Source organism: Veillonella parvula (assembly GCF_040097785.1).
Taxonomy (GTDB): domain Bacteria; phylum Bacillota; class Negativicutes; order Veillonellales; family Veillonellaceae; genus Veillonella; species Veillonella parvula_D.
Genome location: NZ_JBBNNS010000002.1, coordinates 410,434 through 424,490, shown reverse-complemented (window position 1 = coordinate 424,490; position 14,057 = coordinate 410,434). Strand labels below are relative to the sequence as shown.

14 protein-coding genes and 1 tRNA gene are annotated in these 14,057 nt (G+C 38.7%); all 15 read left to right on the top strand.

The features are described from left to right. The first annotated feature begins 136 nt into the window (after positions 1–136). The 15 genes from purB to AAA071_RS05950 all read left to right on the top strand — a co-directional run bounded on the left by purB (position 137) and on the right by AAA071_RS05950 (position 14,041). Positions 137–1,432 carry an adenylosuccinate lyase gene (gene purB, locus AAA071_RS06020; RefSeq protein ID WP_004698286.1) on the top strand — a complete coding sequence of 432 codons (1,296 nt, stop codon included), beginning with the start codon at positions 137–139 and terminating at the stop codon, positions 1,430–1,432. 120 nt (positions 1,433–1,552) lie between these two features. Next, positions 1,553–2,725 (top strand): MFS transporter, encoded by a 1,173-nt coding sequence (locus tag AAA071_RS06015; protein WP_004698296.1) that lies wholly within the window; start codon positions 1,553–1,555, stop codon positions 2,723–2,725. 273 nt (positions 2,726–2,998) lie between these two features. Beyond that, a complete protein-coding gene (locus tag AAA071_RS06010) occupies positions 2,999–3,352 on the top strand; it encodes a type II toxin-antitoxin system RelE/ParE family toxin (protein ID WP_255263897.1) in 354 nt (117 codons plus the stop codon). A 1-nt stretch (position 3,353) separates the two neighbouring features. Beyond that, complete coding sequence (locus tag AAA071_RS06005) at positions 3,354–3,626, top strand: helix-turn-helix domain-containing protein (protein ID WP_004698285.1); 273 nt, start codon at positions 3,354–3,356, stop codon at positions 3,624–3,626. Between the two features lie 74 nt (positions 3,627–3,700). Continuing rightward, complete coding sequence (locus AAA071_RS06000) at positions 3,701–4,984, top strand: adenylosuccinate synthase (protein ID WP_004698212.1); 1,284 nt, start codon at positions 3,701–3,703, stop codon at positions 4,982–4,984. Positions 4,985–5,523: 539 nt separating this feature from the next. Next, entirely contained in the window at positions 5,524–5,868 is a 345-nt protein-coding gene (locus AAA071_RS05995; protein WP_004694570.1) for an ArsR/SmtB family transcription factor, read from the top strand. Between the two features lie 2 nt (positions 5,869–5,870). After that, entirely contained in the window at positions 5,871–7,403 is a 1,533-nt protein-coding gene (dinB, locus tag AAA071_RS05990) for a DNA polymerase IV (RefSeq protein WP_349234080.1), read from the top strand. A gap of 88 nt (positions 7,404–7,491) precedes the next feature. Further along, complete coding sequence (locus AAA071_RS05985) at positions 7,492–7,776, top strand: hypothetical protein (RefSeq protein WP_004694573.1); 285 nt, start codon at positions 7,492–7,494, stop codon at positions 7,774–7,776. Between the two features lie 315 nt (positions 7,777–8,091). Further along, positions 8,092–9,555: a catalase gene (locus tag AAA071_RS05980; RefSeq protein WP_195213362.1), complete on the top strand. Its 1,464-nt coding sequence runs from the start codon at positions 8,092–8,094 to the stop codon at positions 9,553–9,555. Between the two features lie 353 nt (positions 9,556–9,908). Then, the gene (locus AAA071_RS05975; RefSeq protein ID WP_195213361.1) at positions 9,909–10,901 is read left to right on the top strand and encodes a 5'-nucleotidase, lipoprotein e(P4) family; all 993 of its coding nucleotides are present in this window, start codon (positions 9,909–9,911) and stop codon (positions 10,899–10,901) included. 48 nt (positions 10,902–10,949) lie between these two features. Further along, a tRNA-Arg gene (locus tag AAA071_RS05970) sits at positions 10,950–11,026 on the top strand. A 287-nt stretch (positions 11,027–11,313) separates the two neighbouring features. Further along, on the top strand, positions 11,314–12,144 hold the full coding sequence (locus tag AAA071_RS05965; protein WP_195213360.1) for a DUF6630 family protein: 831 nt from the start codon (positions 11,314–11,316) through the stop codon (positions 12,142–12,144). A 51-nt stretch (positions 12,145–12,195) separates the two neighbouring features. Then, positions 12,196–13,011 carry a DUF2262 domain-containing protein gene (locus AAA071_RS05960; RefSeq protein WP_156697334.1) on the top strand — a complete coding sequence of 272 codons (816 nt, stop codon included), beginning with the start codon at positions 12,196–12,198 and terminating at the stop codon, positions 13,009–13,011. 20 nt (positions 13,012–13,031) lie between these two features. Continuing rightward, a complete protein-coding gene (locus AAA071_RS05955; RefSeq protein WP_021148738.1) occupies positions 13,032–13,463 on the top strand; it encodes a hypothetical protein in 432 nt (143 codons plus the stop codon). Positions 13,464–13,534: 71 nt separating this feature from the next. Further along, positions 13,535–14,041: a hypothetical protein gene (locus AAA071_RS05950; RefSeq protein ID WP_039965197.1), complete on the top strand. Its 507-nt coding sequence runs from the start codon at positions 13,535–13,537 to the stop codon at positions 14,039–14,041. The last annotated feature ends 16 nt before the right edge of the window (positions 14,042–14,057 follow it).

The following is a 14,057-nucleotide window of genomic DNA, read 5'->3' as shown; positions in this document are numbered from 1 at the left end:
AATTTAATAAATACGAACAATAAGTAAAATTAATATAATTATCATTCGGAAAATTTAGCTCTGTTCGTTGAATGGAGCTTTCACATATGGTACAATAATCCTATAAATCTAGCTTTTATCATGCAAAGGAGACATCATGATACCACGTTATACACGAGAAGAAATGGGCCATATTTGGAGCGAACGCAACGAATTCGACACAATGTTATTGGTGGAGACCCTCGCATCTGAGGCACAAGCTGAGTTGGGCGTTATTCCTAAAGAAGCGGCGAAAACAATCCGGGAAAAGGGAAATTTCGACGTTGAGCGCATTCATGAAATCGAAAAGGAAACGAACCATGATATCATTTCCTTCGTAACAGCAGTGGGCGAATACGTAGGTCCTGAAGCGGCTAAATACATCCATCTTGGCCTTACCTCTACAGATGTGAAAGATACGGCGCTTGGGTACATGATGAAACAAGCCTGCGATATCTTAATTGATGACTTAAAGCGTTTGTACGAAGTATTGCGTCGTCGTGCAGCTGAGTTCAAATATACTCCTATGATTGGCCGTACCCACGGCATCCACGGCGAACCAACTACATTCGGTTTGAAATTGGCGTTGTGGATGGCAGAGGTAGAACGTGATATTGAACGCATGGAGCATGCACGTAAAAGCGTTGCCGTTGGTAAATTGTCCGGTGCTGTTGGTACATACTCCAATATCGATCCATTCGTAGAACAATATGTGTGTGAAAAATTAGGTCTTGAACCTGTTAAAATTGCTACGCAAGTGGTGCAACGTGACCGCCATGCTGAGTTGTTGTCTACCATCGCTGTTGTAGGCGGTACATTAGACAAAATCGCATTGGAAATCCGTCACTTACAACGTACAGAGGTACGCGAAGCAGAAGAATATTTCAGCCCTAAACAAAAGGGGTCCTCTGCGATGCCTCATAAACGCAACCCTATCACATGTGAAAGAATTTGCGGTATGGCTCGCTTGCTTCGTGGCTATGCACAATCTGCTTACGAAGAGCAAGCATTGTGGCATGAACGCGATATTTCTCACAGCTCCGTGGAACGTGTGATCTTGCCAGATGCGACAATCGCTTTGAATTACATGCTTCACTTAACAATTCGCACCATTGATAAATTGTTGGTATACCCTGAAACCATGCTTAAAAATCTTAACCTCACAGGGGGACTCGTATTTAGCCAAACAATTTTGACACACCTTGTAGATAAAGGAGCGGTACGTGACGAAGCATACCGTTGGATTCAAAAACATGCTATGGAACGCTGGCTTGAAGGCAAAGACTTTGCAACAGGTTTAAAAGCTGATGAAAATATTAAGAAATACATGACTGATGAGGAAATTGATGCATGCTTCGACCCATATAAATTGCTAAGACATGTAGATACAATCATGGCTCGCTTTGGCCTATAATTGTAGGCGCTTTCCACATAACATATAAAATTAGGGTAGGTATAGACCAACCAGCCTATGGTACAATGGTACATGCAATAGGCGTTGGCTGTGCCTACCTGTTTTGTATTAGGAGGTTATATGAAACGTATCATAAGAAAGTACGGACCACCTATTTTTCACTGCATTAATGACTTTGGGCAAGGTTCATTAGCTGCGTTGATACCATTCTTTATTACTAACTTTGGACTTAATTATTATCAATCGGCGTTTATTATATTTTGTAACACCGTAGTTGCATCCATAGCTCAGCCTATTTTGGGCTATGTAGCAGATCGTTGGCGCGTGCCGTGGTTCATTCCTGTAGGCTTTTCGGTTACATTGGTATCCATTAGTGCTATAGCGATTGCTACGAGTTACGAAATGATTCTTGCTTTGTCGCTCTTGGCCGGGGTAGGGGCCGCATTATTCCATCCTGAGGCAGCTCTACTGGTAAATCGTACGCAATCTCATGAGCTTGGTAATGCTATGGGGCGCTTTGCAGTCGGTGGTAGCGCTGGCTTTGCACTTGGACCTCTCCTCGCTGGGGGTGTATATGTCTTTGGGGGACAATTCCTTTGGGTATTTACGATTATCGCGCTACTTGGCGTATTGCTATATCTCTATGCCTTTATGGGCGAGGGTGAAGCTGATACCGATGATACTGCTGATACTGTTGATACTGGTAACCGTGAAAGTCGTTCTAAGGTTCTTAGTACTGCTACAAATGATTGGGCGAGCTTTGGTAAGTTATTTTTTGTGATTGCCTCTCGATCTATACTCTTCTCTGTATTGGCTATTTTTATTCCTATTTTGTATATTACCGTTATTAATGGTGAAGCTAGTGCATCTAGTTTGGCCCTTACTGCGTACTTTGCGATGGGGGCCGTTCTTACCTATATGGGAGGGGCTTTATCTGATAGACTTGGATTTCTTAAAACTGTACGCTTAGGTAATCTGATTTTCTTGCCTTCTGTTTTAGTATTTATATTTGTGTCTAATATTTGGGGCTTCTTTGGTGCCATGATACCGATGGCCTTTGGTGTGTTCTCACAATACGGGCCAATTACGGTGTTAGGTCAAAAATACCTTGCTAAAAATGCGGGCTTTGCATCTGGTATTACGCTAGGCCTTGGCATTACCTTAGGTGGCCTTGTGGCACCTTATGTAGGACATCTAGCAGATATTTATGACGTACAAACGGCATTGATGACATTAATACCTGTAGGGTTGATAGGGCTCTTAATGAGCTTCTGGCTAAAAGAACCAAAATAACATCGCTGCAATAGGGTCATATTAAAGACATAATAGTATGTAAGTAGCAAAATCGTATAAAAGAACTAAAATAGAATATTTTGACTCGTTAAAATGTCAATAAATGGGAGGTGACCATTGGTCACCTCCCATTTGTTTACTTTAATAAACCAGTTATCTATATTGGATATAGTAAGACTTTAAATTTTTATATCTCTATATTTCTGTATCTTTACTGGATATATGTTTTAACATATAATTGAGGTAAAGATTTCTTCTAGTATTAGGAGGAATATGATGGATACGTTTTCTGTTGTTTTTTATGAAACTCTAAGTGGAGATAAACCAGCAAAAGTATTCTTAAATGAACTTTCAGATAAGCAGCGAGCTAAAACAATTCGAGATCTAAAGATACTCGAATTATATGGCAATCGTTTGAGAGAGCCTCAGTCTAAATATTTAGAAGAGGGCATTTATGAGTTGCGTACAAAACAAGGTTCAAATATTTCTAGGATATTATATTTCTTTTTTGTGGGAAAATGCATTGTTTTGACGAATGGTTTTGTTAAAAAATCTATGAAAACGCCTAAGGATGCAATTACATTGGCTGTTAAGTATAAAAAGGATTATATTGAGAGGTATAGATAATATGGAAACGTTAGATCAATATTTAGAAAAGCAATTAAAAAATCCGAAGTTTAAAAAAGAGTGGGATGCGTTAGATGATGAATATCAAATCATTCAGAATATTGTAGAGGCTCGCCTTGCAGCTCATATGACGCAAATGCAATTATCTGAATTAACTGGTATTACACAATCCGATATTAGCAAGATTGAAAATGGAAATGGAAATCCATCTTTGAAAACATTGCAGAAGATAGCTCGTGCTTTTGGGAAGAAACTAAAGATTGAATTTGTATAAATACTTTCACAGAATCCGAACATTGTTGTATAATGATATTGAATTATTTAGACTTTCATATGGAGGATATAGATATGGCAACTAGTATGGTTATCGGCACTCAATGGGGTGACGAGGGGAAAGGTAAAATTGTTGACTGGATCGCAGAACGTGCGGATGTTGTGGTGCGCAGTCAAGGTGGTAATAACGCGGGTCATACTGTTGTAGTTGATGATAAAGCGTTTGCACTTCGCCTTTTACCAAGTGGTATCTTATACGATAACAAACAAAATATCGTGGGTACTGGTGTTGTTATCGACCCTAAAGTTCTGCTACAAGAAATTGAAGGTCTTGAAAAGCAAGGCAGATCTGCTAAATCCCTTCAAGTTTCCGACCGTGCACATGTCATTATGCCATACCATATCGCTCTAGATACTGCAGAGGAAGCATCTAAAGGGGATGCTAAAATCGGTACTACTAAAAATGGTATTGGTCCTTGCTACGCTGATAAAATCAATCGTATCGGCATCCGTATCTGCGATTTGTATGATATGGAAACATTCAAACAAAAATTAGCGTACAATGTAGAGTTCAAAAATAAAATGCTTACTAAGGTATACGATGCTGAACCTGTTAGCTACGATGAAATCTTAGCGGATTACATCAAATACGCTGAAGCCTTGAAACCTTATGTAACAGATACTAATGCGGCTGTCCTTAAAGCTGTAAAAGAGGATAAAAAGGTATTATTCGAAGGTGCTCAAGCTACTATGCTCGACCTTGATCATGGTACCTATCCATTCGTAACATCCTCTCATCCAATTGCAGGTGGTGCTTCTACGGGCGCTGGTGTGGGTCCTAACTACTTGAAAAACATCTTTGGTGTTGTAAAAGCGTATGCTACACGTGTTGGTGCAGGTCCATTCCCTACAGAGCTTCTTAACGAAACTGGCGATAATCTCCGTGAGCTTGGTCATGAGTTCGGCACTGTAACGGGTCGTCCTCGTCGTTGTGGTTGGTTAGACCTCATGGTTGTAAAATACGCGGCAGGTCTTAACAGCCTTGATTACCTAGCTATTACACGTTTGGATATTCTTGATACTTTTAAAGAATTGAAAATCTGCGTAGGTTACAAATTGAATGGTAAAAACGTAGAAGGGTTCCCAGCTAACTTAAAAGATCTTGAAGCTTGCGAAGCAGTTTACGAAACATTGCCAGGTTGGGAAACTGATATTTCTGGTATCCGTGAATATGATAAATTGCCTGAAAATGCTCGTAAATATGTAGAACGTATTGCAGAAGTAACAGGCGTGCCTTTAGGCATTGTATCTGTTGGTCCTAACCGTAGCCAAACTATCGATTTAGTAAATGTATTCTAATCTATACTAATTTGATATAATAGAAAATTTGCATTTGGTAGCATTGATAGAGTGTTATATATTTTAACATTTCTTGCTATGCAATCGATTTATAGAATTATACAGATTAGACCCCTCACAGAGGGGTCTTTTGTATTGAATGGATGTAGAATACAAACGTGGATCCTCTATATCTAATCCTTTAGGTTGCTACAGTAGTGCGGTATATCGAAGTATGCTTTATAGTTATTAAAGCGTGAGCATATCGAAAAATATATAACGAATAATAGAGCGTAATTGTTATATATACAGAAAAATGTATACTCAGATAAATCTATAAAATGAAAATTTGTTTAAAATATTCATTTTATACAAATAGCTACGTGCTTAAATTAGTTTATAATGAGGCGAAATTTACTTATCTATAATTTTTTTGTATTCATAATAAATTATTAAGATACAAATATAAAGAAAAAAATAGATTTACATTAAGAAATAGTATATAATAGTACCAAGAAGTAGATTGATATTTTTTGATAAGGATCTGAGGAGTTAAAGATATGGTTGAAGTTTCTTACGAACGTTTAGCGACGATTTTTAAGGCATTAAGCGATGAAACAAGATTACACATCATCGATATGTTGTCTTGCAATGAATTATGTGCAGCCGATATTTTAGCGAGCTTCAATTTGTCTCAATCTACGTTGAGTTACCACATGAAAATCTTAATTGATGCAGGTGTAGTTAACTCTCAACGTAATGGTTTATGGACGCGTTACTCCATTAATGAAGCTACATTTGCGGATATTTTAGATATTCTCCCTCAATTATACAAAACTAAAGATGAGTGCATTTGCGCGCAAATTAAATACTGCCGCATTTCTGAGCACGAAAAAGAAGCGTAACAATGAGACGTTGGATTATGCATGTTGATATGGATGCATTCTTCGCGTCCATAGAACAACTGGATCATCCAGAGTATAAAGGCCACCCCGTAATCGTGGGTGGTCTTTCTTCACGTGGTGTCGTAGCTACCTGTTCCTATGAGGCCCGAAAATTTGGTGTTCACTCTGCGATGCCAATCTCGAGGGCTAAGAAACTCTGTCCTGATGGGATCTATGTATATCCTCGAATGGATCGCTATAAAGAGGTGTCGAACCAAATTTTTTCCATTATGAACGAATTTACCCCTTACATTGAGCCTCTATCTATTGATGAAGCTTTTCTTGAAGTGAGTGGCATGTCTACCATGTATAGTGGCCCTAAAGCGCTAGGGCGAGCCATTAAAGATCGTGTATTCGAGAAAACAGGACTTATTATTTCTGCAGGCTTAGCACCCAATAAATTTCTTGCTAAATTGGCTTCTGATTTAGATAAACCTGATGGCCTTGTAGTCATCCCATATGGTCGTGAAAAAGAGGTGCTGGCTCCTTTGCCGATTAAACGTATTTGGGGTGTTGGTCCTCGGACAGAGAAAATTTTGAAAGCCGGTGGCTTTCATCTGATACGTCATATTCAGTCTTTGCCTGATGAAAGCACTTTAATTCCTCTTGTTGGAAATCAGGCAAAGCGCATATGGGAACTCGCGAATGGTATCGATGATAGACCTGTTGAAACAGACCGAAAGACACAATCGATTGGCGCTGAGGAAACCTATGAAGAAGATCTCACAGAAGGCCGTGCTATTGAATTAGAATTTAGGTACTTTGCAAACCGTTTATCGAAACGGCTTCGGAGACGTAGCCTTTATGGACATACTGTATCTATCAAGGTTCGGTATGATGATTTTACCACCGTATCACGGCAGAAGCGGCTAGATACGCCGTCAGATCATGAGCATGTATTTTTTGAAACTGCGCTGCTCTTGTGGAATAAGCTCATGCAAGATAAAATGAGTAAGAATCCGAAAGGTACAAAGAAAGACGTAGAAGCACTAGGGGCAACTATGAAAGTGAAATCTACTGATTTTAGATATAGTAGTTCTAAAGATAATCGTTCTAACCATATTGGTTCTAAATATAGTACTTCTAAATATAGTAGTTCTAGTGAGATTACTTTTATGGATCCGCCTGGTCCTATCCGTTTATTAGGCCTTACTGTGAGTGGTCTCGATGAGGAGGTTCCTATGCAGGACAGTCTCTTTGAATCCCCACAGGATAAAATAGAGGATAAGCTATCTAGTGTGTTAGACTCCTTAGAGTCTAAATTTGGTGAAACCGCTGTCATGAGTGGGGCGTTATGGCAACGCTTTCACGGAGACAATGGAATACGCAGAAAACGGTCAGAGTTGAAAGCGGCAGTGGATGCACAGCCTGATCAAGAGGATGGGGAGTCTATTAATGTTGATGTAGTCTCAACTAAAGAGGCTAATCGGTCTACAATTGCAGATACACACCCATCTATTGAAGGACCTAAAAAGACCGTCAAAAAGGACTTATAAAGATTATATTGAATACTTTCGCTAATATAATTGTTCGTGTTACAATATGGGTGTAGTGTTAATAAATTACCGCAAGAGAGGTATAGATATGAGTTTATTTCGTGTGGCCATTCATTATGGCGTAAACAGCAATGGTTTCTTGTCCTATGATACAGAAACAAAAACAGTGTCCGTAGATTTACCTGAACAAGAGTGGGTTGATAAGGTAATCGCTTACTTGAATAATGAACATGCTATTGAGCATGCTACAGGTCTTGATACGTATGAACGATTGACCGTAAAACCATTAGAATCTTTGGATAATCTTAAGTTAGCTTTAACACGTATGTGGGAAGCGATCGACGTACAAGTTGATTGGAGTCGTCCGGCATAAATTGAATGAAAACACCTTGTGATCTACAAGTTAGTAGAAACAAGGTGTTTTTTGTTTTGCGTATTTTTGTAGGTATATCTTAACAGAATTTAAATATATAACATTGAAATTCTCATTTTAAAATTATAAATGATATCGTGTATACAAAATTTATAAAGGTTTAGGGTTGTTATGTTAAAAAATTTGTGCTATTCTAATTACATGTTAATGGATAATAATTATCCATTAATAATTTTATCGTAATTGAGATATATGATTTAAAAATTATGTAAAGTAAATTACTTTAATTTTGATCTCTAAGTAGGAGTTTGTAACATGAATAATGAAAAGAAACTAACAACCGCCTTTGGCGCTCCCGTACCAGATAATCGCAACTCTGCTACAGCAGGTAAACGTGGTCCTGTATTGATGCAAGATGTTTGGCTCATGGAGAAATTAGCGCATTTTGAGCGCGAAGTGATTCCTGAACGCCGCATGCATGCTAAAGGATCCGGTGCATTTGGTACTTTCACAGTAACTAACGATATTACAAAATATACGAAAGCAAAAATTTTCTCTGAAGTAGGCAAGCAAACGCCGTTATTCGTACGTTTCTCCACCGTTGCCGGTGAGCGTGGTGCGGCCGATGCAGAACGCGACATTCGTGGCTTTGCCGTAAAATTTTATACGGAAGAAGGAAACTGGGACCTCGTAGGTAACAATACACCTGTATTCTTTATCCGCGATCCATTGCAATTCCCTGATTTGAACCGCGCTGTAAAACGGAATCCGAAAACAAATCTTCGCGATGCGACAGCAAACTGGGATTTCTGGACTAGCTTGCCAGAGGCGATCCACCAAGTAACAATCGTCATGAGTGACCGTGGTATTCCTAAATCCTACCGCACAATGCATGGTTTTGGCAGTCATACATACAGTCTTATTAACGAAAACGATGAGCGCGTATGGGTTAAATTCCATTGGGTTTGCCAACAACCGATTGAAAATCTTTCTGACGCTGAGGCGGCTAATGTGGTAGCTAGTGACCGTGAAAGTCATCAACGTGACCTCTTTGAGGCTATTGAAAGAGGCGATTTCCCTAAATGGAAATTATGCATCCAAGTGATGACCGAAGAACAAGCTAACAATATGCCATACAATCCATTCGATTTAACAAAAGTATGGTATCATGACGAATTCCCATTAATCGAAGTTGGTGTGATGGAACTTAACCGCAACCCAGAAAATTATTTCCAAGATGTAGAACAAGCTGCATTTGCACCAACAACTATCGTTCCTGGTATCTCTTTCTCTCCTGACAGAATGCTACAAGGTCGTTTGTTCTCCTATGCGGATGCGCAACGCTATCGTCTAGGGGCAAATTATTATCAAATCCCTGTTAATGCCGCTAAATGTCCTGTAAATATCTATCATCGCGATGGTCAAGGACGTATAGATGGAAACCATGGGTCTACAATTGGCTACGCACCAAATAGCTTTGGTGAATGGGCTGAACAACCGGAATTCAAAAATCCTCCTCTCGACGTATCTGGCCCAGCCTACCAATATGACTTCTATGAAGACGACTCTGACTTCTTTACACAACCAGGTAAACTGTTCCGCCTCATGAGCCCTGAACAACAACAAGTCTTATTTGATAACACCGCAGCAGCTATGAATGGCGTACCTGATTTTATCAAAGAACGTCATGCAAAACATTGTTACCAATGCGATCCAGCTTATGGTGAAGGCGTTGCCAAAGCATTGGGCATGGACATTGATTTTAGTGATGTGAAATAAGACTAAAGATATTATTTAAGCAACATTAAAATAGTTTATCTAAATAATACTAACGATTGAAAAGAACTTTCTTAACTAATAACTCTCTTACACTTATATAAAAACAAATCTATAAAAAATCTAAATTCACACAAAATTTTTATACACTGACACCAATTATCTTATAAACAAATAAAACCCTTTAAGGGGCCTTTGCTAATCACATCTAAGTTAAGAATCATCAAAGATGTGTAGCAAGGGCTCTTTTGCTGTGTTAAAAATATACAAATTTTAAAAGGATTTTAGTATAACTATGTAGAATTATATGATGTGTTGAATTTACACGAAATGTTACATGTGAATAGGAGGCAGTTATGAAATCTAGTAGTTTGGCATGGTATGTGGCGGTGGCTTGTATTGGAGGAAGCCTTTGTATGGGGCCTGTGGTACAAGCGGATTCTCCAACTAAGGTAAAAACAAATAGCCCTGTTTCTGCTGCTGTTGTAACGCAGGCTCAACCAGTTCAGCCTGTTACTATTACAGCAGTTAAGAATGATGGAGTTAGTGCTACAACAAATAATACAGTAACTAATAATGTAGTAGCTAATGATGTAGCGGCACAGGAAGCCCTCAAGCAAAAGCAACAGTACCAAGCCGAAACTGAAACGATGGGCTTGCTATGGATGCGTACCTCTGCAGAGTACAGAGCGTTGGCGTATCAAGGGTATAATGTGGCAATGAATGCGGTTAAGATGGCCGTTACTGATCCATCTCATCAAAGAAAACCTTTAGCTATCGTTCTTGATGCGGACGAAACCGTAGTGGATAATACCAAGTTGATGGGTGAAAGCATTGTAAATGGTAATGGCCGTTTTGATGCTCCTTGGTGGCGTCAAGCCGTACATCAAGGAAAATCGCAAGCCATGCCTGGCGCTGTTGAATTTCTAAATGAAGTACATAAACAAGGGGTAGAAATCTTCTATGTTTCAAACCGCTACGCACCTGTAAACCTTGATGTAACGATACAGAACTTTAAAGAACTAGGATTCCCCTCTGTCGATAAAGACCATGTACTACTATTCGAAAAAGACTCTGATAAACAACCTCGCTTTGATATGATTGCTAAAAAATATTATGTCATTGTATATATGGGCGATAACGCCGGTGATTTCCCAATCGGCACAAAAGGCAAGACACTAGCTGAAAGAAATGCCATCATCGACAATCATAAAGAGGACTTTGGTACTACCTTTGTGGTATTCCCAAACCCTGCTTACGGATCTTGGGTAAGTGCATTAGCTAAAGGCTACCAAAACCTCAGCCCAGAAGAACAAAAACAAGTAAATAACCAATACCTACAACAATAAGGATGTCTTGCGTATACTTTATTAAAAACGATATAATAAAGTATACATGCGTCTATAGCTCAGTAGGATAGAGCAGCAGTTTCCTAAACTGCGTGTCACTGGTTCGATTCCGGTTAGGCGCACCAAAAAAATAATTAATGAGCATATGTTTTTTAGTATTATGCCTTTTTAGGAGCCAAGATTTAATTCTTGGCTCTTTTTAGGTTTTGAAATTTAAAACACCGTTTCTATAGAGCAGAATAGGTTTGAAAACCTGCTTTTATCAAAAATTATTCATATGCTAATTAAACATAAGTTTTATGATAAGTATTCCTTAATAATGATATAATTAAGATATATATTCAGTTACATATTTAGTTACATATTCAGTTAAAAATTATATGGAAGCAACAGTGTATAGTGGAGAGTCTATATGAGTATTTACAATTGGATTCAAGAAAAACTATTTGATGATTACGAAGAATGGCGTTTGAGGTGCCCTGATTATAATCGAAATGGTTTTAATATAGTAGGAATAGATAATACCCTAAAGGCTATGCATGATGGATTTTTCATGTATATAGAATTGTATCCACCTCATGCCATCGATGGTTGCACTGCGATGAAAGTGCGTGTAGGAAAAACACCAGATGCAGTAGATATATTCTTAGACATAGATGGTAAGACGTATCGTATGGCTGATGTAAGTTATCCTGATGCAGTGAAGATGATGCGGGCCTTTGTGAAAAAACGCAGAGTACCTGATTGTAGTTTATGTGTAGAAGTAGCGTATCTAGATATCGATCAGATGAAACTGACATTTACAGAGTTAGCAACGTTGTTGCTAGGCGATGCTAAACAAGCTAAATCGTTTATGGCCAAGGCTAAGTTGCGCTCCATGGAAGAATTAGAAGATAGCTGGTGGAACCTCTATGAGAAACTAGTCTCTAAAGGATATGCTGTAGAGCTAAGCTGTAAATGTGAACTAGAGGATTTTATTTATTATGTACAGAAGTTAATACGTAACAAGTCTTTAGATACTAGTGAAGGTCTAATTATTGATACAGCAGCATTAGATGAAGACCAATGTATTATGGACTGGTGTGCAGATCTTAATTCTAAATGGGAAAACTATACGTTAGCAGGCATGGATATTGGAACCGATAGCTTTGTGCTCATGGTGCTTTCAAATGAGGAATTCAAAACAGCCCAAGAATTAGCGAAAGAACTATTACATAGAATCGATGTAGCTGAACGCTTATGATATAACAGAAATTATGATGAGTAGCGTGATTATAATGTAGGAGAGAGTCATATGAGTATTGTACGTCTACCAGAATATGAAGCAGAGTTTGAAGCGGAAGAGTTTGAAATCTATGCATTGCCGCGCAGTGATGCGAATGGAGCTAGTCCTTATTTAGAGAAGTACCATAGACCACTAGTGTCTACCGATGCTATCTTAGATACTCGAACTGGCGTGCTTGACCGTAGCGAAGGCATTTTGACGTGGATTATTGAAGGTTTTGACACTGGTTGGGGGTATTCTTTTGAGCCCCATGGTGTTTACAAATTGTTAGTTAAGAAAGCAAAACCTATAGAGGACTTGGGCTACATGCGCCCTTCTTGGAATAATCGCTATTATGTGCTTGAGGTGTTAGAGGAACATGCTAAACATAGCGAGCTAGAGGCGTTGTCGGCGTATTTGAAAACTCCTAAATACCTTCATACCGACAAGGGTGACTTCCTGTTAAATCGAGAGTATCAATATTACACAGCGAGAATTGATGATTATGCATTCACCCTTGATGTGGATGAGGGCTCTGATGAAAGCTGCACCGTAGCATTGGCTGCTTTCAATACAATCGATAATTTCAAAGCATTTGAACAACGAATTAGTACCTATATTAGTGAAAAATTGCTAGACCTTGCTAATGATTGGCTCGACAATGATGACCAAGATCCGATTACATCAGACGTATTTGCCAAGCGTATTATGATGGGCGAATTGGCGTTTCGCAACGATGGCACTATAGAGGTATATTATGACGACGATGATATTTTCTGGGGGCACTGTATCATAGTCCATATTGATGCGGATGGGAACCCTATTGATGCAGATATTGCAGGATAATCAATTAATGGAGAGTCCTAATGAGAAAATCGGAATTAATGACATTATGGAATGTTGAAAGCTGGTCTGAAGAACCTTATGGTGTTTACTTTGTATCTCGCCGATTGGGTACTAATCGTTTAGAGAATGTAGGACAAGCCTTTAAAAAACTTAATATTAGTTGTACCGGTTATACTGAAGATGATGTACTTTCACTATCAATATGGGAGCAATTATATGTTCAATTAGATGAATTAGACCAACTGGCGAAGAGGCTCATACAAAAGGGAATACCGCAAGAAGAGTCTGTTGTACTAACGCTAACGGATATAATGCTGGATAAATCAGGTTGTTACGATGCATTTGCACTAGGCTATGATGTGGGAGAATCTCCAGCAGGACATCTATATGTTTTGGTTCCTTTTGATGAAAACTTTACGGCTCAACAAGATGTGATATACGAAACCTTATAGAGTTGTTTTAAAGTGGTGATACTGGTGTTGTATTCTACCTAAAAATATAAGTGATATGCAGGAGAGAGACTATGGAAGATATGTATAAATTAGTCAAAGATTTCTTTAGTCATGATATGGATTTAGATGATTTATTTGATTCCGAAGCTATCATCTGGATTGACTGGCGCGAGGATGACGAAGGTGTGGTGAACTATTTTAATGACATGATGGATGAGCCTATCGACATTCAAACCGTTAGCAATGGAAAGCAGTATGGTGACGATATTGTACTACAAAAGGGCAATAAAAAATTGCTAATTCCCTACGGTGATGAGAAAGACCGGGATGTGACTATCAAATATTTCAACGACTTCGTTAAACCTGATTATGAGGTGCGCTGGTTTGCTGAAAGCCTTGGCGATGATACGCTCGGATTTACCGTGCTTTCAGGGACAGAATGGCTAAAGCTAGAAGATGAGTTTGGTGCAGATATAGTTTGTTATTATTTTGTACCTATTGATTTAGAAAGCAACATGTTTAATCTCAGTATGAGCGAGGTTTCTGCGTTGTTAGAATTACGAGAAAATAAGAGATGAAATAGAGAGAATAGAC

Excerpts from the sequence above, each read along its gene's own strand:
- purB (WP_004698286.1), top strand. The coding sequence starts at position 137 with ATGATACCACGTTATACACGAGAAGAAATGGGCCATATTTGGAGCGAA.
- AAA071_RS06015 (WP_004698296.1), top strand. The coding sequence starts at position 1,553 with ATGAAACGTATCATAAGAAAGTACGGACCACCTATTTTTCACTGCATT.
- AAA071_RS06010 (WP_255263897.1), top strand. The coding sequence starts at position 2,999 with ATGATGGATACGTTTTCTGTTGTTTTTTATGAAACTCTAAGTGGAGAT.
- AAA071_RS06005 (WP_004698285.1), top strand. The coding sequence starts at position 3,354 with ATGGAAACGTTAGATCAATATTTAGAAAAGCAATTAAAAAATCCGAAG.
- AAA071_RS06000 (WP_004698212.1), top strand. The coding sequence starts at position 3,701 with ATGGCAACTAGTATGGTTATCGGCACTCAATGGGGTGACGAGGGGAAA.
- AAA071_RS05995 (WP_004694570.1), top strand. The coding sequence starts at position 5,524 with ATGGTTGAAGTTTCTTACGAACGTTTAGCGACGATTTTTAAGGCATTA.
- dinB (WP_349234080.1), top strand. The coding sequence starts at position 5,871 with ATGAGACGTTGGATTATGCATGTTGATATGGATGCATTCTTCGCGTCC.
- AAA071_RS05985 (WP_004694573.1), top strand. The coding sequence starts at position 7,492 with ATGAGTTTATTTCGTGTGGCCATTCATTATGGCGTAAACAGCAATGGT.
- AAA071_RS05980 (WP_195213362.1), top strand. The coding sequence starts at position 8,092 with ATGAATAATGAAAAGAAACTAACAACCGCCTTTGGCGCTCCCGTACCA.
- AAA071_RS05975 (WP_195213361.1), top strand. The coding sequence starts at position 9,909 with ATGAAATCTAGTAGTTTGGCATGGTATGTGGCGGTGGCTTGTATTGGA.
- AAA071_RS05965 (WP_195213360.1), top strand. The coding sequence starts at position 11,314 with ATGAGTATTTACAATTGGATTCAAGAAAAACTATTTGATGATTACGAA.
- AAA071_RS05960 (WP_156697334.1), top strand. The coding sequence starts at position 12,196 with ATGAGTATTGTACGTCTACCAGAATATGAAGCAGAGTTTGAAGCGGAA.
- AAA071_RS05955 (WP_021148738.1), top strand. The coding sequence starts at position 13,032 with ATGAGAAAATCGGAATTAATGACATTATGGAATGTTGAAAGCTGGTCT.
- AAA071_RS05950 (WP_039965197.1), top strand. The coding sequence starts at position 13,535 with ATGGAAGATATGTATAAATTAGTCAAAGATTTCTTTAGTCATGATATG.